Source organism: Vibrio eleionomae, from assembly GCF_009874545.1.
Taxonomy (GTDB): Bacteria; Pseudomonadota; Gammaproteobacteria; order Enterobacterales; family Vibrionaceae; genus Vibrio; species Vibrio nitrifigilis.
Map to the genome: position 1 here is coordinate 16,612 of NZ_WEKT01000016.1, position 24,665 is coordinate 41,276.

Here is a 24,665-nt window from a genome sequence, read left to right on the forward strand (position 1 = left end):
GGCTTCGTTGAACGTATTACGCCAACGCCCATTCGATCGCATTGGTAAGTAGCGCGGCACCTTGGGTAGTCATGATGGATTCTGGGTGAAATTGGAATCCGCATACTTTGTCGTGTTCGTGGCAGACAGACATCACCAGTTCATCGACTTCAGCTGTAACCGTCAGCTGTTCTGGAATAACACTCGCAACCAATGAGTGGTAGCGAGCAATCGCTAAAGGTGAAGACAGCCCTTTGTAAATTGGATGATTTTGGTGCTCCATCATCGACACCTTGCCATGTACGATATTGCCTGCGTTGGTCACTGTACCGCCATACGCTTCTACGATGGCTTGATGGCCGAGACAGACACCTATAATAGGCACTTCACCTTTAAATCGAGTGATGATTTCTGGCATATTTCCCGCTTGAGATGGTGTGCCTGGGCCAGGAGAAAGTACGATTAAAGGGCGCTCTAATTCCTCTACTTGTTGCTCTATAGTGGTGACTGACACAGAGTTACGGTAAATTTTTACATCGTGGCCAAGTGCGCGAAATTGATCCACTAAGTTGTATGTAAATGAGTCGAAATTATCGATGAATAAAATATTAGCCATGGTCTCGCTCCTTATGCCTGATGTGCTTGTTGAATGGCAGTAATCACTGCTTGCGCTTTAGTGCGCGTTTCATCGGCTTCGGATTGTGGGTCTGAGTCATAAACCACACCGGCACCGGCTTGCACTTGAGCAATACCGTTTTGTACATAAGCAGAGCGAATTACGATACAAGTATCTAAATCGCCATGACCAGTCAGGTATCCCACAGCACCGCCATAGCTACCACGACGCTCTTGTTCCACTTCACGAATCAACTGCATGGCGCGGATTTTAGGTGCCCCAGTTAGGGTGCCCATATTCATGCTTGCTTGGTAAGCATGGAGAGAATCTAAATCGTCACGTAGTTGACCAACAACGCGAGAGACTAAATGCATCACATGGCTATAACGGTCGACTTTTAGAAGATCTGCAACGTGGCGAGTGCCAGCCTGAGAAATACGTGCAACATCATTACGTGCCAAGTCAACCAGCATCATGTGCTCGGCGTTCTCTTTTTTATCGCAACGTAATTCCAATTCAATACGGCTATCTAAGTCAAGATCGATTGAACCATCAGCTCGTTTACCACGGCGACGCGTTCCTGCAATCGGGTAAATTTGTACTTCATTCGTTGGTTTACTGTATTTCAACGCGCTTTCTGGTGACGCACCAAACAACGTAAAGTTTTCATCTTGAAGGTAAAACATGTAAGGGCTTGGATTGTTCACCTTTAATTGCTCATAAGCCGCAAGTGGTGATGGACATGGTAGGTGGAAGCGACGCGATGGAACCACTTGGAAAATATCACCATTTACGATGTATTCTTTTAATGAGCTTACGATGTGGCAAAAATCGTTATCATTGATGTTGGTACTGAGTGGTACGTCACGCAAAATCTCTGCTTGTTGGTGGGTCAGTTCACCTTGTGCTTGCTGTTTGATCTCTTCTAGGCGTTGCTCCATCACACTGTGATATTGAGCCTGTGAACCAAACAACGTGCCTTGTAAGTATGAGGTTTCAGCTTGGTGGTCGATAATCATCATTGTTTCAGCAACATAAAATACGTAATCAGGGCAACCCGTATTGTCTGCTACTTCACCTAAAGGTTCGAAGTTTGCCACCATGTCATAGGCGAACAAGCCACCGAGGAAAACGGCGTATTGGTCGTGTTGAGTTAAATCAAAACTGTGTTGAATTAGACGCAGAGCATCAAAGGTTGATGCCTGACGTAAACGGCTATCTTCGTCTAAGCTCTCATCAGCTTCTGGGAAGGTGAGAGTAAGAGTGTTGTTATCACGAGTCATATCGACCACATCAGTGATGTGGTGACTGACGATATCAATCAATTCGCGACCGTTTTCAGTTAACGCCTGAAAAGTGACGGTTTGGCCATTACAAGTGATACGTAATGCAGAGTCGATGAGTAATAGACTTTTCAGATCTTCTTTTGAATCGATTTCAGCAGATTCAAGCAGCAAGCAATCGCTTTTATCTTTGCATAAAGTATGAAAGAGAACTGTCGGGTTACGCGTGTAAGTCAGCGTTTGGGTCACGACATCTAAAGCAACTTGTTCTTCAATATTAATGGCCTTTTTCACAAGACCTCCTTATCAATACGTATTTCCGTTCTTGGGAAGAATTTAGCAAAGCTTGGTTGAACTGTTTGAAATTACTCAACTTGTTCTCGATTCTTAATATATTCCCAATAGCGCGTTTAAAATGTGTTGTTTGAACGTTGGGTACAAAAAAGCCCGCTAAGAGAGCGGGCTTAAACAATGTGATGAAGTTTCTTCAGAGACACACATCAGCCCACCAAGTCATTGACCAAGTGCGCCACCAAGCAAGTTCTTTACGAACTGACTCATTTAGGGGTTTATGATTTAGGTTAAATTCTTGTAACATGATAAGCCTTTAACGTGTTCTCTGTATTTGCGTACTAGTTAACTAGTGCAGGGGCTAAATGTCAAGCAGAAAATGAGCAAAAAAACATAAATATGATGAAAATAGATCTCCATAGCCATACAACATCGTCAGATGGGCGGTTTTCTCCAATTGAATTGATTGACAGAGCACGTGAATTTGAGATTGATGTACTGGCGATTACGGATCACGATACCATTGATGGGCTGAAACCAGCTCGTGATTATATTGCCCAGCAAAATCACCCGATAACTTTAATTAATGGGATTGAAATTTCGACCGTCTGGGAAAATAAAGATATCCATATTGTTGGTTTGAATATCGATCCTGAACATTCAGTGTTAACCGCACTGATTGATGAACAAAAAAAGAGACGTGAAGCTCGTGCGGAATTAATTGCTCATCGTTTAGCGAAAGTGACACGCCCCGGCATTTTGGAAGAAGTGCAAGCCATCGCAGGAGAGGCAGCGATAACCCGTGCTCATTTTGCTAAGTGGTTGGTTGAAAATGGTTATGCACCCACGATGCAAAAAGTATTTAAGAAATTCATGACGCGTAATAATCCAGGTTATGTACCGCCGAATTGGTGCTCCATCAAAGAAGCGGTGGATGCGATCCATGCAGCAGGAGGCCAAGCCGTTGTTGCACATCCTGCACGTTACAACCTTACTGCTAAGTGGCTGCGCCGCTTATTAGTCGATTTTGCTGAAGCGGGTGGCGATGCCATGGAAGTGTCACAACCACAACAAGGGCAGCAAGAAAAGCGCAACTTGCGCGATTATGCGATACAATACAATCTATTAGCTTCTCAAGGTAGTGACTTCCATTATCCTTCTCCGTGGATGGAGTTAGGACGCAATCTATGGTTACCAGCGGGAGTGACACCTATTTGGGAAACGTGGGAACATCTCCCTGAGCAATAGGTCTTAAGACTTTAAACGAGGAAACAGCATGAGTCAGTATTTTTATGTGCACCCTGAAAACCCACAAACTCGGTTAATAAACCAAGCGGTGGCCATTATTCGTAATGGTGGTGTTGTGGTTTATCCGACCGATTCGGGTTATGCACTTGGGTGTCAGCTAGAAAACAAACATGCTTTAGAGCGTATCTGTCAGATTCGTCGTTTGGACGACAAACACAACTTCACTCTTTTGTGTCGCGATTTATCCGAGCTGTCAATTTATGCGCGTGTGGATAATACCGCGTTTCGCTTGCTGAAAAGCAATACGCCTGGACCGTACACCTTTATTTTTAAAGGAACAAAAGAGGTTCCTCGTCGTTTAATGAATGCGAAGCGTAAAACGATAGGCATACGTGTTCCTGACAATAAAATCGCTTTAGATTTGCTAGAAGCGTTGGGGGAGCCAATGATGTCAACCTCATTGATTCTGCCAGGTAAAGAAACCACAGAAGCCGATCCTGAAGACATTCGTATGCATTTAGAGCACGCGGTTGATGTTATTCTCGACGGTGGTTTTTTGGGTGAACAGCCTACCACTGTGATTGATTTTAGTGATGATAATGGTGTTAAAGTGGAACGCTTGGGATCGGGTGATCCGACGCCATTCCAGTAAATAGATGGTTGCATTACTTAGCGTTTGGCCGTGACAAACATTGCATAATGAAGGGAATTGATTACCCTTTAGGTAAGCGTATATCCCTCTAATCAGTGGAGTGGATAACGCATAAAAACAGATGCTTTTTTACTTAAGATTTGCGATACTACGCGGCCGCGATCTTATGGAATCGCATATTGTTATTCGACGTCTGAGAAGACGACACATAGGTAGATAGATGAGCGAAAAGTTACAAAAGGTTTTAGCACGTGCTGGGCACGGATCTCGTCGGGAGCTTGAAGCCCTGATTCGAGCGGGTCGTGTCAGTGTTAATGGCAAGGTAGCTGTACTAGGCGAGCGCCTAGAAGATGAAAACGCCACTGTGCGTATTGATGGACACAACGTGTCTGTGAAAGCACAGGAAGAAGTTATTTGTCGTGTTTTGGCTTATTACAAGCCGGAAGGCGAATTATGTACATGTCACGATCCTGAGGGTCGTCGTACGGTATTTGATCGTCTACCAAAAATCCGCGGATCGCGCTGGATCTCCGTGGGACGTTTGGACGCTAACACCTCTGGTCTGTTGTTGTTTACAACCGATGGTGAGCTCGCAAACCGTTTGATGCACCCAAGCCGACAAGTAGAACGTGAGTATCTCGTTCGCGTGTTTGGTGACGTGACAGAACATAAAATCCGCAACCTAGTGAATGGCGTAGAATTGGACGATGGTTTAGCTCGTTTTGAAGACGTTGTTTACGCTGGCGGTGAAGGTATGAACCATACTTTCTACGTTGTGATTAACGAAGGTCGTAACCGTGAGGTTCGTCGTTTATGGGAATCACAAGAAACCACAGTAAGCCGCTTGAAGCGTGTTCGTTACGGCGATATTTTCCTAGATAAAAAGCTACCTCGCGGTGGTTGGATGGAAATGAGCCTGAAAGACGTAAACTACTTGCGTGAACTGGTGGATCTTGCACCCGAAAAAACCACAATGCTGGATCAAAACAAAGACAACACCTCACGTAAACGTGAGCGTTCTCGTAGTCAGAAGATCCGCCGTGCTGTTCGTCGTCATGAGGAGCGTATTAATACGCCTAAACCTCGTGGTGGGAAAAGTGCTAATCGTAACCGCAACGCGAGCGTTGAAAATAATTCGACCTCTCGCCGTGGTAGCAATCAAGGTGGTAAAAAAACGGGCGGCGGTCGTTCCGGCGCACGCACTCGTTAGTGATTGAACAATAGTTTAATGAAAGAAATCCCAGACTTAGGTCTGGGATTTTTTTTATTTTCACCAAGTTAAAACGGGAGATTGTGATAATACTCGTAGATATCCACTAGGCGATAAAATCGCGTAAGCTGTTGTCCATTGAAGTCCTATTAAATAGTGCGTAACCGATTGTAGATGGTATAGATTACGGCCAGATAAGCGATAAGCATTATCCAAATACCTAGTACACTTAAGTCGATATGTAGGCCGACCAAAAGTCCAAGTAAACCAAAGAGAAAAGCACGATCGCTTTTACCCAGTGGGCCATGATTGGCGCGTTCGTCTTTGATATGGAAAACCAAAATAGCGACCACTTCACTGAGCCAAGATAGTAAAACAAAGCCGAACATGACATAGATATTGAAGCCAGGAATTGCGATAAAACTCAAATATATGGCGGCATCTGACACAATGTCGCAGACCTCATTTAACACATAGCCATAATCAGATTTCATGCTATGTTCCCTTGCCAACATTCCGTCAATGGCGTTGAGTGCCATGCGCACAAATAGCAATATAGGCATGGCAATCCAAATCGCTCCAGGGCCGATAAGAGCGAGAATGCCAGAGCAGATTATGGTTAAAGTTAAAGTAAACAGAGTCACTTGATTAGCTGTAATATTATGTTTAGCTAACTGATTTGAAATAGGGCGTAGAGTGGCTTGAAATGCAGGTTTTAAACGATAAATACTCACGATGTATCAGTACCTTAATCAGTTTACATATGACTATCCCAACCGAATAGAACACGTTATATGTCAATCATGGATATTGGGAAGTGGATTACTTGATGGCGATGGATGATTACTTTGAGTAACAGTGATTTGGTATATCTCTATCACAGCCATACCAATAGGTTAAAGAGAGGTTATCAGCTTTACATAAAAGTAACTAGAAGCGGTGAGGTCGATATGGAAAGCGACTAAAGAATCTATGTTCTCTCTCTGATTTCTGCCGAGTAACACTGATAAAACTGTTACCTTAATTGAGATCATAAATAAGGGTAAGTTATTGAACTCACGTAACTCTAATTGGCTTGAATAATAACTTTACCCGTTCTGTAGGAATTGATAGTATGTAAACCATATTTTTATTATTAGGTTTACATGTCGGTTAGTTTCTATCGGATTATGCGCTAAGTAAGGCATATTATGAGTTATCCAATAAGACTGTCATGTGGCTTAACCTTTGTATATTGGCGCCTTAAAACTAAATGAATCCTCAACAATCTAGCAGTGGTAGTGCCATCTGCTTACGTGATGTTTGCTTTGATATTGAAGGTAAACAAATACTGAAAAACCTCTCGTTTTCCACTCAAGTTAAACGCCTTGGCATCATTGGTCGTAATGGTTCGGGTAAATCGACATTATCACGAGTGTTATCGGGTTTAGTCGCTATACATTCTGGAACACTTGAAATAGCAGGAATTAACCCCTTTAAAGATCGCAAAGGTGCTTTAAGAGAGATCGGTTTACTTTTTCAAAATCCGGATCATCAAATTATCTTCCCGACGGTGTTTGAGGAAGTGGTATTTGGTTTACGTCAATTAGGACAGAAGAAAAAACAGGCGGAAGAAAACGCGTTAGCTACGCTAGACACTTTTGGTAAAAGCCATTGGAAAGATGTCCATACATCGGCTCTCTCTCAAGGACAAAAGCATCTGGTTTGTTTGATGTCTATTGTTGCAATGCAGCCTAACTTGATATTGCTTGATGAACCTTTTGCTGGATTAGATATTCCAACCAAGCGCCAACTACAACGTTATCTGGATAAATTTCCTGGTAGCTTAATTCATATCAGTCATGACCCCGATGATCTTGCCAATTACGATCAACTGCTCTGGTTGGAAAATGGTCAGGTAGAAGCGTTGGGCAAACCAGAAGACGTGCTTCCCGTCTATTTGCAAGAAATGCACCGATTAGGAGATAGTGATGATATCTCTAACCTCACCAGTTGAAACGCGCGCACACCACTGGCGTGCAGGAATTAAGTTAGGCGCTCTTTGTGCTTCCACATTAATTTTATTTTTTATTCAGAATTGGCTGTTTCAAAGTGCTTTTCTCGCCTTGGTGATTGTGTTGTATCTTTTACCGGGATGGCGATTTTTCACGCATGGCTTGAAGCCGATTAAAATGCTTTGGCCATTTATTGTTCTCGTCGGAGCTTGGCATTGGTGGAGTAATGAACTTCAGCAAGGCGCTATTATCATTTTGCGATTGTTGTCTATGGTCGCTTTGGCCAACTTAGTCACGATGACGACTCGGTTATCAGACATGATTGAAGTCGTGCGATTTTTGACCCGTCCCTTTGCCAAAATGGGCTTTAATACTCGCGCTTTAGAAATAGCAATGGCATTAGTGATTCGCATGACACCGGTGCTAATAGGTAAAGGACAAAAACTAACGTGGGCTTGGAAAGCACGTTCTCATCGACGTTCCGGTTGGAGAATTCTGCTGCCCTTTACTGTTCTCGCTTTAGACGATGCCGACCATGTTGCCGAAGCTCTTCGTGCTCGTGGTGGATTAACCAATAACGATTAATTAGGTCTCTATTCATGGAAAAAAATGTTGCTTATACCGCGTTGTTTGCTGCTTTAATCGCTGCGCTGGGTTTGGTACCCAAAATCAGTTTAAGCTTTGGTGTACCGATCAGTGCTCAATCATTGGGTATCATGCTTTGTGGCACTATATTAGGTGCGAGACGTGGTGGTCAGGCGGTACTGTTGTTTTTATTGCTGGTGGCTTTGGGGATGCCGTTGCTGTCGGGTGGTAATGGCGGCTTGGGGTCGTTTATGTCTGCTTCTGGTGGTTTTTTAATTGGTTGGCCATTTGCTGCCTTTGTTACTGGTTTTATTGTTGAGAAGTGGCGTAAAGGCTCACTCACTTTAGTTGCAAGTGTCGCTTCTATTATTGGTGGCATTGGTGTGTTGTATGCTTTTGGTATTGTGGGGATGTCTATCGTGCTTAAGAAATCGCTGTTGGAATCAGCGGCATTAGTGTTAGTTTTCATCCCAGGCGATATTATCAAAGCCGTGATTGCTGGTTTCTTAACGGCGTCGGTCGCAAAGGCCAGACCTGCGAGTGTGTTATCTCGTAGTAGTAAGAATATGGCGTAACGACATCCTAAATTGAATAGGAGCCTTATCTGATGAAGGTGTTGATCTATACCGATAACGTTTCAAATAATCACTTACTTTATTACGCGCTGGGTCGAGTGTTGGGTAAGGATAGCGTCTTTTTCGTCAACTCTGTTGAGTTGCTGCAAGGTGCACTCACTGCCGATGTCGATCTGTTTGTGATGCCGGGTGGAGCCAGTCGGTATAAATCGGCTAAAGTAGATGGTCAAGGTAGCCAAATCATCAAACACTATGTAGAAAATGGTGGACGATATCTAGGGATTTGCGCCGGTGCTTACATGGGATGTGAGCAAACCCACTGGGCTCCAGGGGAACAACATGAGATTGTTACTGCTAATGAATTGGCATTTTTCCCCGGAAGAGCGGTTGGCCCAGTGAGCCAATTCGGCCGAGGTGATAACTATAACGCAACGCAAGCGCGCGTGGTTAAGTTGAATTATCAAGGTAAATGCGTTGATTCCCTATACATGGGGGGATGTACATTTGTACCTGAATCTCACGAAGGTTATGAAGTGGTGGCCACTTTTACTGATGTGCCAGAGCAGCCAGCTGCGATAGTGCGTGGCGAATTCGGTAATGGTAGGTGGTTACTTTGTTCCACACACCCTGAATTCGATAATGAAGCAATCTCTATGCTTGATTTTGATGTGGTGGGGAATCAATACGCCGAATTTTCGGCAATTCGGCCACAGGCTAATCTTAGCCTGTCACTATTTGAAGAGTTACTTCAACAGCTTATTTACTAAGATAGAGTTCACTGTTAAATAACAAACGCCAGTCACGTTAATGACTGGCGTTTTTTTGTTAATGGCCCCTATCAGAGGATGACCACTGAGTGACTTGAAGCAATTTATCGCAATTAACCCCTTAAATTTGTGGATTTTGATAATGTAGGTGTAATACTTAAGGCAAGTAATAATTCGCGTTTAGGTGATTGATGAATAGGTCGGTTGAATTTCTGTCTTTGGTTTTAGATTCAATCACAGGTCATATTTCTGTTATTGATCGCTCTGGCTGTATTTGTTACGTCAATCGCCGCTGGAAAACATTTGGCGCTGATAATACCTGTACCATTAATTCTAATAGTTGGGTGGGGTTAAACTACATTTACGAATGTCGAAAAGCCGCTGACATGGGGGATGATTTTGGCTTAAAGGCGGTCAAGGGGATTGAATCGGTTATTGCTGGATCTCGCTCTGAATTTGGTCTTGAATACCCTTGCCATAGCATTGATGAAAAACGTTGGTTTATGATGCGGGTGACGCATTTTTGTTTAAATGATGAAGATTATTTTGTTATTTCTCATCAGGATATCACCAAGCGTAAGTTGGCCGAGTTGCAGGTAAAAGAGCTAGCAAGTCTTGATGGGCTGACGAATATTCCCAACCGACGCACTTTTGACGACTTCTTGCACAGAGAATGGCAGCGTTGTATGCGGTTACAAAAGCCTATTTGCCTTGCCATCTTTGATCTCGATTATTTTAAACTACTTAATGATACCTATGGGCATCAGGCTGGCGATGACTGTTTAATTAAATTTGCTCAGTTATTGAAAACATTTGCTCGTCGACCTGGCGATTTATGTGCTCGTTATGGTGGGGAAGAATTTGCGTTGGTGTTTAGTGGTTGTTCTATAGAGGAATCTAAGCAGCGCGTCGATGAATTCAAACATCAATTGGCAAAGCTTAAAATTCACCATAGCCGTAATAAAGCCGATAGGTATGTTACGGCGAGTATTGGGTTAGCTGAATGTGTTCCGCAACGGGGAGAAACGGACGATCGTATTATCGAATTAGCTGATAACCTTCTGTATCAAGCGAAAAAATCCGGGCGTAATCAGATTTCTTTTGCCAGTTGTACGCACTTTAATTTGTTTTGATGGTTTTTGGCTGGTGGCACTTTAAACGAATTGATCGCGTCTTGTACCGTGAAGCTCGCTTTTTCAGCATTCAAATCAAAAAGATAAATTTTTTGTTGACCATATTTTTGAATCCGTTAAAGTACACCTCGTTCTCACGGCACAGGCCGATAAGAATCTTTGCGACACTAGCTCAGTTGGTAGAGCGCAACCTTGCCAAGGTTGAGGTCACGAGTTCGAACCTCGTGTGTCGCTCCAAATTTTGCTATAGGGTTTCAAACCATATCGATGATGGTGTCAAACTGTTCAGTTAACAGCATCGCAATCCCAAATTGCGTGCCCTGGTGGTGGAATTGGTAGACACAAGGGATTTAAAATCCCTCGGCGTTCGCGCTGTGCCGGTTCAAGTCCGGCCCGGGGCACCATCTCTTTAAAAAATAATACGGCGCGTTGGCAGAGTGGCTATGCAGCGGATTGCAAATCCGTGGACCTCGGTTCGACTCCGGGACGCGCCTCCATTATTTATCTCCTTCTAGTTCTAAAATATTCCCTTTTTTATCATAAAAATATGCTATTTATCGCTACGTCTTTATCTGATATGAGCTATAGATACTTATACCTAAATGACCTCAAGATGCAGGATTCAGAGTGACATTAACGAGCATATTTATCTGCGTTGGGTGTGATAATAACGATGATGGATAGAAGACCCGTGCTCCACTTCCCGCTACTTAGGTTTATTGATTAGCTTAAGGAGAAAGTGTATGACTACTCAACAAATGGGGCGTTGGAGCCAATTTGCAGAGCTGAATGAAGAAGATCAGCGGGTGTTCAAATTGGGTATTCAGGGAATTATCGGCGTTCACTATACTCCGCTTGAGGTTTCTCATCGTTCAATTTCTGGCGAGCATTTTGCGTTTTTCTGCAATGCGACAACGACGAGCTTTCCCGAAAACACCTTCCCGGCAATGGTCACTATGTTTCGAGCGGTAGGCGGCAAAATAACGCGTAGTGAAATACGTCGGATAGAATATTAACTATTTCACACTAGCCACATTATAACCAAAGGGTGAGTGTGTTTTGCAGGTATTCTGAGTGGAACGAAAAAACGCCCTGTATTAAACAGGGCGTTGTCATTTGGAGCGCTAGATTACAGCGTTTGGTTTAGCTGGTAGTAACGTCCTTGCTGGGCGAGAAGCTCATCATGACTTCCGTGCTCAACCACTTGGCCTTGCTCTACTAAGCAGATGCTATCCATCGTGTCTAGTTCGACTAAGCGGTGAGTAATAAATACCACGGTTTTATTCGTGAAATGTTGTTGGAATAACGTCATAATTTGTTTTTCTGTTTGCTTGTCCAAACCTTCTGTCGGTTCATCTAGCAGTAGGATAGGACCATCATGCAGTAATGCTCGCGCAATACCGATACGACGTTTTTCTCCTCCCGATAGTTGGCGACCACCGTCACCTAACCAAGCATCAAGGCCCGTTTGTTCAAGTAGCCTATCTAGGCCGACCTGACGCAACATGGTCGCAAGCTCTTCATCTGTTGCTGTTGGTTTAGCAAGGATAAGGTTATCTCGCAAAGAACCATTTAAAATGTCGACGCGCTGGCTGACTACGCTAATTGCAGCGCGAAGTTCACTTTCATTCCACTGTTTTAGTGGTGTTCCTGCAATACGTATTTCACCTTGTTGAACATCCCAGTAACGAGGGAGAAGCTGCATTAAGGTGGATTTACCCGATCCCGTTTGCCCCACAATCGCCACTCGATTTCCTGCTGGAATATTGAGAGATACCTGATTAACGGCTTTACGTTCGTCATTGTTATAGCTAAAGCTAACTTCATCAAACTCAATACTAAATTGACCATTATGCTGAGTTTGCGCTTCAGGGAATTGGACTTCAGGTTCTGAAAGAATGATTTCATTTAGCCGACGCGCTGAAGTTAGGGTTTGGCCAAGGAATTGGAATGCACCAGCAATAGGCATGAGCAATTCTACACAAGCCATCGTCGCAAAGACCACAACGGCGATGAGTGGATCAGGACCATGAGGGCCTACACCATCAGCGGCGAGCCATAGCATTAAAATGAGCGTCCAACCATTGGCTAACATAAGTAATGCCGAAGCTAAGCCCGAAATGTGGGCATTGACCAGCTGGTTTTTTAGCAGGCGTTCTTGGGCTTTATCCATCGCTTGGTGGTAGCGAGATTCTGCGCCGAAGATCGTCAGCTCGCTAAAACCCTGCAACCAATCCAAAGTCGTAATGCGGAAATCTGCTTTATTCTGTGTTAATTCAGCTCCGTTACCTTTACCCAATTTGTAAAAAATCACTGGCCAAGCAAGGAGAATAACAAGCAGGATAGCGCCTAAAATTAGGCCTAATCGTTCATCGAAATAGCAGATGAGAGCTGATATCGCTGCGATGCCCACCACTCCGATGGTGACTGGGCTGATTAAGCGTAGATACACATGATCCATCGCATCGATATCAGCAACGACTCTATTGAGTAAGTCGGCATCTCGCAGGTTGGATACTTTCCCCGGAATCAGAGGCGTTAACTTCTGAAAGAAGAAAATACGTAAGTCAGTCAATAACTTAAAAGTAGCGTTATGACTAACAACACGTTCACCCCAGCGGCCTGCTGTACGGCCAATAGCAAAACCACGTACAAACGCACTTGGTAGCATAAAGTTGAAATCTTTTTTGGCTGCACTCAGTCCGGCCACTGCCGCTGCAGAAAGGAACCAGCCAGAAATCGTAAGCAAACCAATCGATGCCGCTAGTGTTAGAAAAGCTAAAATCATTCCCAGACTTAAGCCGAACCAATGTTTCTTATATAGTTTTAGATATGGTAATAAATCACGCATCTAAATTCCCCTTATCCGCATCTTGGTGGGCTTGGTTTGAAGCGAGCATAGCCGCAAACAACCCATCTTGTTGACTGAGTGAGCTGTAATCGCCACGTTCGACGATAGAGCCGTTCTGCATAACCAAAATTTGGTCGACAGATTTGAGCGGAGAAAGTTGGTGGGTAACTAGCAGGGCAGTTTTACCATGAATTTGGCTATCTAACCCGTTCATAACAAGCTGTTCACTACGTGCATCTAGGCTTGCAGTCGGTTCATCCAGTAACCAAAATGCGCCGTTTTGTAGCATAGCGCGAGCCAGTGCAAGTCGTTGGGCTTGACCAACTGACAAACCACCGCTTCGGTCACTAATGTGGTAATCCAGACCATGTTCGTTGACAAACTCAGCAGCGAATGAACGGTCAAGAACATCATTTAGCGTGGCGTCATCAAAGGTTTTACCCATAGTGACATTGTCACGAATGCTGCCGTTGAGCAGTAATGGGTTTTGTCCAACCCAGCTAATGTGGCTGCGCCATTGGTCATGGTTAAGCTCACTCATTTCAATGCCATTAATTGTTAAGCTACCTTCATAAGGCATGAAACCAAGAATGGCGTTGATTAAGCTAGTTTTACCTGCACCACTAGGGCCAACTAAGGCTGTTGTTTTGTCTTTGTTGATGGTGAAGGAAATGGGTCCAACCAAATGGTCACCTTCAGGGCTAAGTACAACGAGGTCAGTTGCAACGATCTCAACATGTTCATGATCGACCATAGGGTGCGTGCCTGATTTTACTTTGCTTACATCGACTTCTAAAAATTCCACAATGCTTTCTGCAGCACCAACTGCGAGCTGTTTTGCATGATAGAAAGTGCCTAAATCTCGTAGAGGTTGATAAAATTCCGGAGCAAGAATCAGGATAAACATCCCGGCAAATAAGGTAACACCTGCACCGTAGTAATAACCAAAGTTGAATTTATCAATATAACTAAAACCGAAGTATACCGCGGTGAGCGCGATAGAAATCGACGTAAAGAATTCCAGTACCGCCGAAGACAAAAATGCGATGCGCAATACGTCCATGGTGCGAGAGCGGAAAACTTCCGATGCACCGCGCATCAATTCAGTTTCAGATTCTGCTCGGTCAAACAAGCGAATTGTCGTCATCGATTGCAAGCGATCGTAGAAATGGCCGGATAAACGTTGCAGTGCTTTAAAGTTTTTACGTCCTGCATCCGCTGCTTTGATCCCCACAAAGGCCATGAATATCGGCACAAGAGGTGCTGTGATAAGGAAGATTAATCCTGCCGCCCAGTTAACAGGGAATACCACAACTAAGATGACAAATGGAATGGCGACCGACAGCGCCATTTGGGGCAAATAACGAGCAAAGAAGTCGTGCATGTTCTCGACTTGCTCAAGCATGAGTGCGGCCCATGTTCCGGCTGGTTTTCCTTTGATATAGGCAGGGCCAAGTTCACGCAGCTTTTCGATTATTTGTGCACGAATATAAACGCGAATTTGTTCACCGCAGCGGAAACCGGCGATTTCACGTCCCCATGAGCAGGCAGCACGCACTGCAATTAATACGACTAACCCAATGAAATGGGGGACTAAAGTTGATTTATCGACATGCTCGATAATGAGCTGATCTAGTACAGAAGCAAGTAATGCTGCTTGTGCGACGAGGAATAGGCTTGATAAAACTCCGAGCCCGACAGCGATCATTAACCAGCGCTTCGCTAGCTTGCTTTGCTGTTTGAGCCACAGATTCAAGCTACGTTGTTTTTTCTTATCCATTGTAAAGGCTTTTATTGAGAATATTATATTGAGCGAGCACGTAGTATACAAAAGAAAGCCCAACGGAGATACCGTTGGGCAATTGTAACAAAGTGTAAAAATGAAAAATAAACTTACTTTTTACAGAAAGTATTTAGCTTACTTATCATTTAGCGCATCAAGATAACGTTCAGCATCTAATGCGGCCATACAACCTGTTCCTGCAGAGGTAATCGCTTGACGATAATTATGGTCCATTACGTCACCAGCCGCGAAGATACCTTCGATACTTGTTTGAGTCGCATTTCCGTCTAAACCAGATTGAACGACAACATAACCGTTTTTCATTTCTAACTGGCCTTCGAAGATGGCAGTATTAGGCTGATGGCCTATAGCAATGAACGTTCCCATAACGGCCAACTCTTCAGTTGTACCCGATTCAGTGTCTTTAAGGCGAACACCGGTTACGCCCATATCGTCACCTAATACTTCGTCTAAAGTACGATTGGTATGTAAGACAATTTTACCGGCAGCTACTTTTTCGTTCATACGATCAATTAGGATTTTTTCTGCGCGGAACGTGTCACGACGGTGAATCAAATGAACTTCTGATGCAATGTTAGAGAGGTAAAGCGCTTCTTCAACCGCTGTGTTACCGCCACCTACAACCGCCACTTTTTGATTGCGGTAGAAGAATCCATCACAAGTTGCACAAGCTGAAACACCACGGCCTTTAAACGCTTCTTCCGATTCAAGACCGATGTATTTTGCTGATGCTCCCGTTGAAATAATCAGTGCGTCACAGGTGTATTCAGTGCTATCACCTTTGAGACGAAATGGGCGTTGAGAAAAATCGACTTCATTGATGTGATCGAAAACCATTTCGGTATTGAATTTCTCAGCATGTTCTTTCATGCGATCCATTAGACCCGGTCCAGTTAAACCTTCAGGGTCTCCAGGCCAGTTTTCAACTTCAGTCGTTGTGGTTAACTGACCGCCTTGCTGCATACCAGTGACCAATACGGGATTCAGATTCGCGCGCGCAGCGTAAACCGCGGCAGTGTAGCCAGCAGGGCCCGAACCAAGAATTAATAGTTTTGCGTGTTTTACTTCACTCATGAGTGCTCCCATCTATGCGGTGCATTACTTTTGTTTCTGATTGTAGGGAATATACAGGGTGAATGAAAGAGGTGAGAAGGGAATAGTCGATAAAAAGTAGAACGACCAGTCCAGAATAGCCTAGAAAGCCATCAGAAAAGCTAACTAATTATGAAAGTATAATTTTAACCTTATGATTATTAAGTTTATTATGATTTCTTATAGCAAATTCGTTTGCTGATAAAGATTAACTAAACACCAATGTAGAGTATTTATCTAAAATAAACACCTTTAAAAGGTAATAATCATGTTTTCTGTTTATTTAGTAACATTTGATTTTAATAAATTTGTATTTTTTAGATGTCTATATAGACTTATATTGTTACTTAATTGTTAATTCTGGGCGGCGATTTTTACATTGCGGCTAAGGAGAAGACGATGCTACAGAAACATGAACATACCTTAGACCTCTGCCAATTAAGTGTTGGTGCAGTACACCAACTTGCCCCTTCTTTTCGCCATTTACCGACGACTGAACATGCCGATGGGAAATACCGGTTGCGTCGTTATTCGGTAATTCGTTTTTACCATGGTGATGTAGTAGAAATGGACAAGCATGATTTTATGCAAACTGGTGAAATAAACCATTTTCAGGGCGATGTGAAACGTCACTTTGAACCTCTATTAGAGAGTACCTTGCACAGTGAAGGGTTAAGAGAGTTATGTGATCTTTTCGTCACACATAATAATTTGCCCGATGGTCAGGAGATTGAAATTCATCAAATGCGCGTTTCGGCTATTTACAACGAGACGTTGGTGTCTCCGGAAGGCGTTCACCAAGATGGATTTGATTACATCGCTATCGTGGGGATTAACCGACACAACATAGTCGGGGGAGACGTGATGTTATATCAAGATTCTCAGCAAGCGCCTTTCTTTCGTAAGGTTCTGGATGATGGTGACATTGTGATGTTGGCTGATCAGAAGTTATGGCATAACGCATGTCCCATTCGCGCCATTAAACTGCAAGAAGAAGGACATATGGACCTGTTAGTTTTAACGGCTAAGGGGGCTTAATGACATTGGATACAAATCAAATCAGGGCAAAGTTTGGGGCATTAAACCAAGCCGAACATGGTCAAACCATCCTGTTTCTTGATGGGCCTGGTGGAACACAAATTCCTGATTCCGTAGCACATAGCATGACAGATTACTGGCAACGAGGTAATAGCAATCTTGGTGGTGCATTTGAGACAAGTCGACATACCACTGAAGTAATGTTGGAAGCTCGAACCTATTGCCAAGCTCTTGTGAATGCGCCTGCCGCCGAAAATATCGTCTTCGGTGCCAATATGACATCGCTGACTTTTCAATTAAGTCGGGCTATTAGTCGTGAATGGCAAGCAGGGGATGAAGTGATAGTGACGGCATTAGATCACTATGCAAACGTATCAACATGGCAGCAAGCGGCGAATGATCGAGGTGCGGTTGTGAAAACGGCGAATCTCTGTCGCGACAATGCCACGCTGGATGTTGAACATTTACTGCGCTTAATTACGGCTAAAACGCGTTTGGTCGCGGTGACATGTGCTTCCAATGTGACCGGTTCGATTGTCGATGTAAAACCTATTATTGATGCAGCTCATGCAGTCGGGGCCAAAGTGTATCTTGATGCTGTTCATTATGCGCCGCACCATTTAATTGACGTCCAAGCATGGCAGTGTGATTTCTTAGTGTGTTCGGCCTATAAGTTTTTTGGTCCCCACATAGGTATTGCCTATATCGCGCAGCCGTGGCTTGAACAGCTTCAACCTTATAAGGTCGCGCCTGCTCCTGATATTGGTCCGGGGCGGTTCGAAACAGGAACGCAACCTTTTGCAAGTCTCGCTGGTTTGTCGACGGCTGTTGGTTATTTGGCGAGCTTTGGCCATTCAAAGGTTGGGTTAAGATCTCAGCTGTTACGTAGCTATAGTTTGATTCAGCAGCATGAAATGGCGTTAAATGAGCTTTTTTTACAACGTTTAAAAGCAGTAAAGGGCGTTGAGTTATTGGGTATTGATGATGCGGATATAGGACAACGTACTCCAACTTTTGCTCTGCGATTTGAGCGGCATCGCCCTTATGATATTGCTCATGCTTTGGGCATGGAGCAAGTGTGTGTCTGGAGTGGGCACTTTTATGCACTTGGTATGATGGAACAACTAAAGATAGATCCGAATCTTGGGGTACTGCGAGTCGGGGCAGTGCATTACAATACGAAAGATGAGATCGAACGTTTCTTTAGGTCATTAACGCAAATCATCCAATAGCAAAATGGGGATAGAGTCTATCCCCATCAAGAGAGTATCGAGGTTAGTCGACGTAACATTCCACTTCGTATGAGGTAAATTTACGAATATTAATCACCCCAGTATCTAAAATGAGGTATTGGCCTTTAATACCTTGTAACACTCCGGACACTTCCGGATTTTTATCAAAGTTATGTGAAACGATCTTGGTTGGATATTCCGTTACCGGATAGTGAATCTCAATGCCTTCGGTGGAAAGTTCTTGAACAGAATCTTCGCCAAACTCGGCGCGGATCTCGGCAATTTTATCGGTTAATAAAGGGCGCAGTTCTGCAAAACGTTGTTCGAGAGGCATCATATCGGAATCGCCTTTAAGCAAAGTGCGCCAATTGGTTTTGTCGGCAATGTGTTTGGCTAATTCAACCTCAATAAAGCCAGATATTTGGCGAGTTTTCACTTTATAGATCGGCAGGCCTTGCATAGCACCTTGGTCAATCCAGCGAGTGGGGATCTGAGTGTGACGAGTGATACCAACTTTCAAACCAGACGTATTGGAAAGATAAACGTAGTGGTCAACCATACAATTCTCTTGCGCCCACTCCGGTTCACGACATGTTCCTTGAGCGTAGTGGCACGTTTCCGGCTTCATGATACACATGTCACAGCTGGCAAGTTTTTTCATACACACGAAACAGTGGCCTTGAGAATAGCTTTTCTTGGTCTTTTTTCCGCATGAACAGCAGTAGATATTCCCTGTGTGTTTTAGCTCAATAGTGCGACCAATAAGTGGGTTGAGATCGACCAATTCGTCTCCAACAGGTAAACGATATTCGGTCGTGTTGTTTAGCGATGCGCGCATTTTACTTAATACGCCTGAAGCGATTAATGACATGACATTACTCTTTTATTTTAGATTTATGGTAGGGAGTATAACGAAAGTTAGGGCATTGGTGCAGCAAAAGGAGGGAAAGTCATACTTTCCCTTAATCGCAAGTTATTGAGAAGTCGTAGAGTCTTCTGCTAGTTGAGTGCTTTCATCACTGCTGCTGGGATCTTCATCAGGTTGAATCGGATGTTTTGGACCGAGAAATTTAGGTTGAGTATCCAATACATAAAGATCAAAAAAGGCTTTAGTCCTCGCTAACACCTCTCTGAGTCTCACGGTATAGCCAGAATAGTGAGTCGGGCCAGCAACTGCTAGACAATGTGCGTTAATATCATGAAAACGCGCAATATACAGGGCGCGTTCACAATGGAAACCTTGCGTGATAATGAGGAAGTTATTACTGTCAAAAATACGCTTGGCGCGCACGATTGAATCAAGAGTACGAAACCCAGCGTAATCTAAATAGATTGAGCTCTCGGGGACACCTGCTTTGAGCAAATCACGCTTCATTGTCCATGGCTCATTGTAAGAGCGATGGGCGTTATCTCCACTGAGCAGAAAATCAGCCACTTTCCCTTGTTTGAACAGTTTGATTGCCGCGTTAATCCGATGGATATAGTAATCGTTTAGGGTGTGCCCCAAGTATTTACTGGTTCCTAGCACGACAGCAACTTGATAGTGTTCGACTTTATCGATGTCGTAAATAATGTTTTTTTGAGTTTGCCAAGAGATCCAACGATCAATGGCGATCAGACAGATCACACCTGCCATGATGGCTAAAATACCATACATAACGGTGCGACGTATCCAAATTAGGAGACGCTTCCAGCGCGAGGTTGAGCGAGTTGAATGTGTTATATCTGACGATTTTTTTGTGCCCATAGGCCAATAATAATAAAGCTAATTACGACGATGACAAACATCATGCCTCGATCTAATTGGGCAAGTGTCCGAGCTAAGTAAGGGCTTGCTTTTACGATGATTAATCCATAACCAAACGCATTGATCAATACAAACACCAGCGTACGCACAATAAAATGCTGATTACGCATTGTTCGGCGAACAAACGCATTGATGTCACCACCAAGCATCACTAAGAAGCAGGCAACAAATGCCACGGCTATATCAGAAAGATATGGGGCGATAAAACGTCCCCCTGGTGCAAAAAAGTGTAGTAGTTCCATAAGTCCTAAAATAAAAAAGCCCCTAACATAGGGGCTTAAGTATGGCTTAAAACGCGGTACGTTTGTAGCGGCGATATTCTGGTTGCCAGAAATGTTGCTCGATGGCTTCCAAAATTGCGTCGTCAGAACGTTCAGGAGCAACGCCTTGTTCGATCGCTTTTTTCGCAACAGCAAAGGCAATCTTCTTCGATACAGAGTGAATGCTTTCAAGTGGTGGAAGTAGTGCACCGTGACCGTTAATCGCTAGTGGCGATGTTTCGGCTAAAGAGCGGCTAGATACCATCAGCATTTCATCCGTTACACGTTTAGCACCCACGGCTAAAACGCCTAGGCCAATGCCTGGGAAAATGTAGCTGTTGTTACATTGGGCGATTGGATAAGTTTTACCTTCAAGTACCACAGGTTCAAACGGACTACCGGTTGCAACCAATGCTTCGCCGTTGGTCCAACGAAGAATATCATTTGGTGTTGCTTCTACGCGGCTAGTCGGGTTAGACAGTGGGAAAATAATAGGACGTTCACAGCTTGCGTGCATCGTCTTGATGACTTCTTCACTGAATAGGCCAGGAGCGCCTGATACACCGATTAGCACGGTTGGCTTAGCTTGGCGAACAACGTCAAGCAGTGAGAAACCATTACCTTCAGATGTCCATTCTTTCGTGTTCGATTTTTTCTGCATCAAACGCTGTTGGAAATCAAGCAGGTTATGCATGCCTTCTTCTAGCAGACCCCAGCGGTCAACCATATAAACTTGTGAGCGAGCTTGTGCATCGCTAATGCCTTCAGAAACCATCTGGGCAATGATCGCTTCTGCGATACCACAACCTGCAGAACCTGCGCCTAAGAAGGTAATGCGTTGGTCAGATAGCTTACTGCCTGCTGCTTTACATGCCGCAAGTAGAGAGCCAACAGCAATGGCAGCGGTGCCTTGAATATCATCGTTAAAGCAACAAACGCGATCTTTGTAGCGTTGCAAAAGTGGCATCGCGTTTTTTTGTGCAAAGTCTTCAAATTGAATTAACGCTTCAGGCCAACGACGTTTCACGGCTTCAATAAATTCTTCTACGAACGCGTCGTATTCTGCACCTTCAATACGAGTATGACGCCAACCCATATACATAGGATCTGCAAGGCGTTGAGGGTTGTTCGTACCGACATCAAGTACCACAGGTAAAGTGTAAGCCGGGCTGATACCACCACATGCGGTATACAGTGACAGTTTACCAATAGGAATGCCCATGCCGCCGATACCTTGGTCACCAAGGCCAAGAATACGTTCACCGTCAGTCACAACGATAACTTTAACGTTTTGGTTTGCTGCATTGTTTAGCAGGTCATCGATACGATCACGGTTTTCGTAAGAAACAAATAGACCACGTCCACGTCGGTAAATGTTTGAGAAGTTTTCACACGCCGCGCCAACAGTTGGTGTGTAGATGACAGGCATCATTTCAGAGATATGGTTTTGGACGAGGCGGTAAAAAAGAGTTTCGTTGGTGTCTTGAATATTGCGCAGATAGATATGTTTATCCATATCACTTTCGAAGCTGCAATATTGTTGATACGCACGAACAACTTGCTCTTGAATAGTTTCAGTTGCTTCAGGAAGCAAACCTTCAAGGTTAAAAGAAACACGTTCTTCTGCGCTAAATGCGCTGCCTTTATTCAATAGGGGGGTGCTCATTAATGCTGCACCAGCATATGGTAAATATAGTGGACGTTTATCGTTGTTCATTGTTGGCCTTTTTAGCGATGAAAGAAGACGCAAAAATGATACGGTTTGGAGAGGTTATTGTAAATAGAATGACTTAACGAATAAGACATTATTCGCTTCGATTTGCTTAACATTTAGGCAAATAACCCTACATTAAGCATGTGTTTGCGTAGTGCCTAATTTATGACTCACTCATTCTTATAATTTGGCTGTAGAAATCGTTCATTTTACTCAAAATAACAGTGTAAACGTTTTATATTTTATTAAATCTATATAAAACAGATGGTTATATAAAATATTTGGCAATGCTTGTGATTTAATATGCAAATTTAGTGGTAACGTTTACACAATGTGTCAGGCTTCACAGAAAGTAGCCCAAGGTAGTTGATAAACTTGGCTCAATTCAACGCACAAGTAATTTAAGAGGTGCAGCGTGAAAGTATTAGTGACTGGAGGTATGGGCTATATTGGCAGCCATACTTGCGTACAAATGATTGAAGCCGGCATCACCCCTGTGATTATCGACAATCTATGCAATGCCAAACGAGAAGTGCTAAATCGCATCAAAAATTTAACTCAGACAACGCCCGTGTTTTATGAGGGAGATGTACGCGATGAAACGCTATTAGATCGTGTTTTTTCTGAGCAAAAAATTGATTCGGTTGTTCATTTTGCAGGGTTAAAAGCTGTTGGGGAATCTGTCGCTAAACCTCTTGAATATTATGACAATAATGTAAATGGTTCGTTAGTGCTGGCTCGTGCTATGCGCAAAGCGGGTGTCAAAAGTTTGGTATTCAGTTCTTCCGCGACTGTTTATGGTGATCCCGCCAGTGTGCCCATTACAGAATCGTTTCCAACCGGAGCGACGACGAATCCATATGGACGCAGTAAGTACATGGTAGAAGAGTGTCTGCGAGATCTGTTCTATGCAGAGCCTGACTGGAGTATCACTTTATTGCGCTATTTTAACCCTGTGGGCGCTCATCCATCAGGCTCGATGGGAGAAGATCCTCAGGGCATACCGAATAACCTTATGCCTTTTATTGCTCAAGTTGCGGTCGGTCGACGTGACCATCTATCTGTGTTTGGTGATGATTATGCAACGCCTGATGGTACCGGCGTACGTGATTATATTCATGTTATGGATTTAGCGGATGGCCATATTGCGGCTATTCGTGGTGTGGGAAACAAAGCCGGGTTACACATCTACAATTTGGGCACAGGGCAAGGGTCGAGTGTTCTTGATATGGTGAATGCTTTTACCGCCGCTTGTGGCCATGACGTGCCTTATCAAATTTGTCCGCGACGTCCTGGCGATATTGCTGAGTGCTGGGCAAGTACTGCAAAGGTGGAAGCCGATTTAGGTTGGAAGGCGACTCGCACAGTAGAGCAGATGACAGCAGATACATGGAATTGGCAGTCAAAAAATCCTAACGGTTATGAATAACCCATCGGCTGAAACAATTCCTAAGTTATTTTAATTTTACGAGCAAACGTTATGTCAGATATTACTTTTAATCCGGTTGATCATCCCCATCGTCGTTATAACCCGTTAACCGGACAATGGATTTTAGTCTCTCCTCATCGTGCAAAACGCCCTTGGAGTGGTCAAGACGAGAAAGCACCAACTGAGACATTACCTTCATACGATGAGCATTGTTTTTTATGTCCCACCAACGAACGAGTCTCAGGGGATACCAATCCTGATTATCAAGGGACTTACGTCTTTGGTAATGATTTTGCCGCGCTCAAAGAAGATACGCCCGAAGCGCCAGAATCAGACAATCGTCTGTTTCGTTGCCAAAGTGCGAGAGGCTTAAGCCGTGTGATTTGTTTCTCTCCAGACCACAGCAAAACCTTGCCAGAATTACCCGTACCAGCTATTCGCCGCGTGATTGATACTTGGAATGAGCAGATTGAAGAGTTAGGTAAAAAATATCTTTGGGTACAGGTATTCGAAAATAAAGGCGCCATGATGGGTTGTTCTCAGCCACACCCGCATGGACAAGTTTGGGCAAACAGTTTTATACCTAATGAAATTGCGCGTAAAGAAGACAATTTAAAAGCCTATTACCAACAATATGGTTCGAACCTGTTGGTGGACTATGTCAATGCTGAACTGAAAGATGGCAGTCGCACTGTGGTTGAAACTGAACACTGGTTAGCCGTAGTGCCGTATTGGGCTGCATGGCCATTTGAAACCATGTTGTTACCGAAAGTTCATGTGCGTCGTATGAGTGAATTGACGGAAGCGCAACGTGATGATTTGGCACTCGCAATGAAAAAACTGACCAGTCGTTACGATAACTTATTTGAATGTTCGTTCCCTTACTCAATGGGGTGGCATTACGCACCATTTTTCGAAGAAGGAACCGATATAGAACACTGGCAACTGCATGCGCTGTTCTACCCGCCATTATTGCGCAGCGCCACCGTACGTAAATTTATGGTGGGGTATGAAATGCTTGCTGAATCACAGCGTGACCTCACCGCTGAGCAAGCCGCTGAGCGACTTCGCGCCTTAAGTGATGTGCATTTTAAAGAGCAATAAA

The 24,665-nt window shown here is 43.9% G+C and carries 24 protein-coding genes, 3 tRNA genes and 1 other annotated feature; of the genes, 16 read left to right on the forward strand and 11 right to left on the reverse strand.

The window, feature by feature from the left end; genetic code table 11:
* Positions 1-16 precede the first annotated feature (16 nt).
* From F9817_RS10700 to trpL2, 3 genes are all read right to left on the reverse strand, one after another.
* Positions 17-595, reverse strand: a complete 579-nt coding sequence (locus tag F9817_RS10700; protein WP_161155347.1) for an aminodeoxychorismate/anthranilate synthase component II — start codon at positions 593-595, stop codon at positions 17-19.
* 11 nt (positions 596-606) lie between these two features.
* Entirely contained in the window at positions 607-2,172 is a 1,566-nt protein-coding gene (locus tag F9817_RS10705) for an anthranilate synthase component 1 (protein ID WP_161155349.1), read from the reverse strand.
* A gap of 143 nt (positions 2,173-2,315) precedes the next feature.
* Positions 2,316-2,419 (reverse strand) — a sequence feature (Trp leader region).
* Positions 2,366-2,476 carry a tryptophan operon leader peptide gene (gene trpL2, locus F9817_RS10710; RefSeq protein WP_161155351.1) on the reverse strand — a complete coding sequence of 37 codons (111 nt, stop codon included), beginning with the start codon at positions 2,474-2,476 and terminating at the stop codon, positions 2,366-2,368. Its footprint overlaps the feature before it by 54 nt.
* A gap of 95 nt (positions 2,477-2,571) precedes the next feature.
* On the opposite strand from trpL2, the gene rnm reads away from it, so the two are divergent.
* The 3 genes from rnm (at position 2,572) to rluB (ending at position 5,279) form a co-directional block, all read left to right on the forward strand.
* The gene (gene rnm, locus F9817_RS10715) at positions 2,572-3,417 is read left to right on the forward strand and encodes an RNase RNM (protein ID WP_161155451.1); all 846 of its coding nucleotides are present in this window, start codon (positions 2,572-2,574) and stop codon (positions 3,415-3,417) included.
* A gap of 28 nt (positions 3,418-3,445) precedes the next feature.
* Positions 3,446-4,069 (forward strand): L-threonylcarbamoyladenylate synthase, encoded by a 624-nt coding sequence (locus F9817_RS10720; RefSeq protein WP_161155353.1) that lies wholly within the window; start codon positions 3,446-3,448, stop codon positions 4,067-4,069.
* A gap of 220 nt (positions 4,070-4,289) precedes the next feature.
* On the forward strand, positions 4,290-5,279 hold the full coding sequence (gene rluB, locus F9817_RS10725; RefSeq protein ID WP_161155355.1) for a 23S rRNA pseudouridine(2605) synthase RluB: 990 nt from the start codon (positions 4,290-4,292) through the stop codon (positions 5,277-5,279).
* A gap of 149 nt (positions 5,280-5,428) precedes the next feature.
* Here rluB and F9817_RS10730 read toward each other — a convergent pair whose 3' ends face one another.
* Positions 5,429-6,013, reverse strand: coding sequence for a CDP-alcohol phosphatidyltransferase family protein (locus F9817_RS10730; RefSeq protein ID WP_161155357.1), 585 nt, complete (start codon positions 6,011-6,013; stop codon positions 5,429-5,431).
* Positions 6,014-6,531: 518 nt separating this feature from the next.
* On the opposite strand from F9817_RS10730, the gene F9817_RS10735 reads away from it, so the two are divergent.
* The 9 genes from F9817_RS10735 (at position 6,532) to F9817_RS10775 (ending at position 11,349) form a co-directional block, all read left to right on the forward strand.
* Positions 6,532-7,275: an energy-coupling factor ABC transporter ATP-binding protein gene (locus F9817_RS10735; RefSeq protein ID WP_161155359.1), complete on the forward strand. Its 744-nt coding sequence runs from the start codon at positions 6,532-6,534 to the stop codon at positions 7,273-7,275.
* On the forward strand, positions 7,250-7,858 hold the full coding sequence (locus tag F9817_RS10740) for an energy-coupling factor transporter transmembrane component T family protein (protein WP_161155360.1): 609 nt from the start codon (positions 7,250-7,252) through the stop codon (positions 7,856-7,858). The genes F9817_RS10735 and F9817_RS10740 overlap by 26 nt, the downstream gene beginning before the upstream one ends.
* A 14-nt stretch (positions 7,859-7,872) precedes the next feature.
* Positions 7,873-8,433: a biotin transporter BioY gene (locus tag F9817_RS10745; protein ID WP_161155362.1), complete on the forward strand. Its 561-nt coding sequence runs from the start codon at positions 7,873-7,875 to the stop codon at positions 8,431-8,433.
* A gap of 32 nt (positions 8,434-8,465) precedes the next feature.
* Positions 8,466-9,200, forward strand: coding sequence for a BPL-N domain-containing protein (locus F9817_RS10750; protein ID WP_161155364.1), 735 nt, complete (start codon positions 8,466-8,468; stop codon positions 9,198-9,200).
* A 191-nt stretch (positions 9,201-9,391) separates the two neighbouring features.
* Positions 9,392-10,333: a sensor domain-containing diguanylate cyclase gene (locus tag F9817_RS10755; RefSeq protein ID WP_161155366.1), complete on the forward strand. Its 942-nt coding sequence runs from the start codon at positions 9,392-9,394 to the stop codon at positions 10,331-10,333.
* Positions 10,334-10,494: 161 nt separating this feature from the next.
* Positions 10,495-10,570: transfer RNA gene (locus tag F9817_RS10760), tRNA-Gly, on the forward strand.
* Positions 10,571-10,650: 80 nt separating this feature from the next.
* Positions 10,651-10,737: transfer RNA gene (locus tag F9817_RS10765), tRNA-Leu, on the forward strand.
* 19 nt (positions 10,738-10,756) lie between these two features.
* Positions 10,757-10,830 (forward strand) — tRNA-Cys (locus tag F9817_RS10770).
* Between the two features lie 246 nt (positions 10,831-11,076).
* Positions 11,077-11,349, forward strand: coding sequence for a hypothetical protein (locus F9817_RS10775; RefSeq protein WP_161155368.1), 273 nt, complete (start codon positions 11,077-11,079; stop codon positions 11,347-11,349).
* A 113-nt stretch (positions 11,350-11,462) separates the two neighbouring features.
* On the opposite strand, the gene cydC is transcribed toward F9817_RS10775, so the two are convergent.
* The 3 genes from cydC to trxB all read right to left on the reverse strand — a co-directional run bounded on the left by cydC (position 11,463) and on the right by trxB (position 16,062).
* Positions 11,463-13,184, reverse strand: a complete 1,722-nt coding sequence (cydC, locus tag F9817_RS10780; RefSeq protein ID WP_161155369.1) for a heme ABC transporter ATP-binding protein/permease CydC — start codon at positions 13,182-13,184, stop codon at positions 11,463-11,465.
* A complete protein-coding gene (gene cydD, locus F9817_RS10785) occupies positions 13,177-14,964 on the reverse strand; it encodes a heme ABC transporter permease/ATP-binding protein CydD (RefSeq protein ID WP_161155371.1) in 1,788 nt (595 codons plus the stop codon). Before cydD ends, cydC begins: the two co-directional genes overlap by 8 nt.
* A gap of 138 nt (positions 14,965-15,102) precedes the next feature.
* Positions 15,103-16,062 carry a thioredoxin-disulfide reductase gene (gene trxB, locus F9817_RS10790; RefSeq protein ID WP_161155373.1) on the reverse strand — a complete coding sequence of 320 codons (960 nt, stop codon included), beginning with the start codon at positions 16,060-16,062 and terminating at the stop codon, positions 15,103-15,105.
* A 417-nt stretch (positions 16,063-16,479) separates the two neighbouring features.
* Between trxB and F9817_RS10795 the strand changes: the two genes are divergently transcribed.
* Together F9817_RS10795 and F9817_RS10800 are read left to right on the forward strand one after the other, a co-directional pair.
* Positions 16,480-17,118: a 2OG-Fe dioxygenase family protein gene (locus F9817_RS10795; protein WP_161155375.1), complete on the forward strand. Its 639-nt coding sequence runs from the start codon at positions 16,480-16,482 to the stop codon at positions 17,116-17,118.
* Positions 17,118-18,350, forward strand: coding sequence for a cysteine desulfurase-like protein (locus tag F9817_RS10800; RefSeq protein ID WP_161155377.1), 1,233 nt, complete (start codon positions 17,118-17,120; stop codon positions 18,348-18,350). Before F9817_RS10795 ends, F9817_RS10800 begins: the two co-directional genes overlap by 1 nt.
* A 43-nt stretch (positions 18,351-18,393) precedes the next feature.
* Here F9817_RS10800 and F9817_RS10805 read toward each other — a convergent pair whose 3' ends face one another.
* The 4 genes from F9817_RS10805 to F9817_RS10820 all read right to left on the reverse strand — a co-directional run bounded on the left by F9817_RS10805 (position 18,394) and on the right by F9817_RS10820 (position 22,134).
* Positions 18,394-19,221: a DUF2797 domain-containing protein gene (locus F9817_RS10805; RefSeq protein ID WP_161155379.1), complete on the reverse strand. Its 828-nt coding sequence runs from the start codon at positions 19,219-19,221 to the stop codon at positions 18,394-18,396.
* A gap of 102 nt (positions 19,222-19,323) precedes the next feature.
* Positions 19,324-20,007 (reverse strand): SanA/YdcF family protein, encoded by a 684-nt coding sequence (locus F9817_RS10810; protein ID WP_427916707.1) that lies wholly within the window; start codon positions 20,005-20,007, stop codon positions 19,324-19,326.
* A gap of 62 nt (positions 20,008-20,069) precedes the next feature.
* Positions 20,070-20,399, reverse strand: a complete 330-nt coding sequence (locus F9817_RS10815) for a DUF3392 domain-containing protein (protein ID WP_161155383.1) — start codon at positions 20,397-20,399, stop codon at positions 20,070-20,072.
* 46 nt (positions 20,400-20,445) lie between these two features.
* On the reverse strand, positions 20,446-22,134 hold the full coding sequence (locus F9817_RS10820) for an NAD-dependent malic enzyme (RefSeq protein ID WP_161155385.1): 1,689 nt from the start codon (positions 22,132-22,134) through the stop codon (positions 20,446-20,448).
* A 412-nt stretch (positions 22,135-22,546) separates the two neighbouring features.
* Here F9817_RS10820 and galE point away from each other — a divergent pair, with 412 nt between their 5' ends.
* Both galE and F9817_RS10830 read left to right on the forward strand, forming a co-directional pair.
* Positions 22,547-23,560, forward strand: a complete 1,014-nt coding sequence (gene galE, locus F9817_RS10825; protein ID WP_161155387.1) for a UDP-glucose 4-epimerase GalE — start codon at positions 22,547-22,549, stop codon at positions 23,558-23,560.
* Positions 23,561-23,611: 51 nt separating this feature from the next.
* On the forward strand, positions 23,612-24,664 hold the full coding sequence (locus F9817_RS10830; RefSeq protein ID WP_161155388.1) for a UDP-glucose--hexose-1-phosphate uridylyltransferase: 1,053 nt from the start codon (positions 23,612-23,614) through the stop codon (positions 24,662-24,664).
* Position 24,665: the final 1 nt, after the last annotated feature.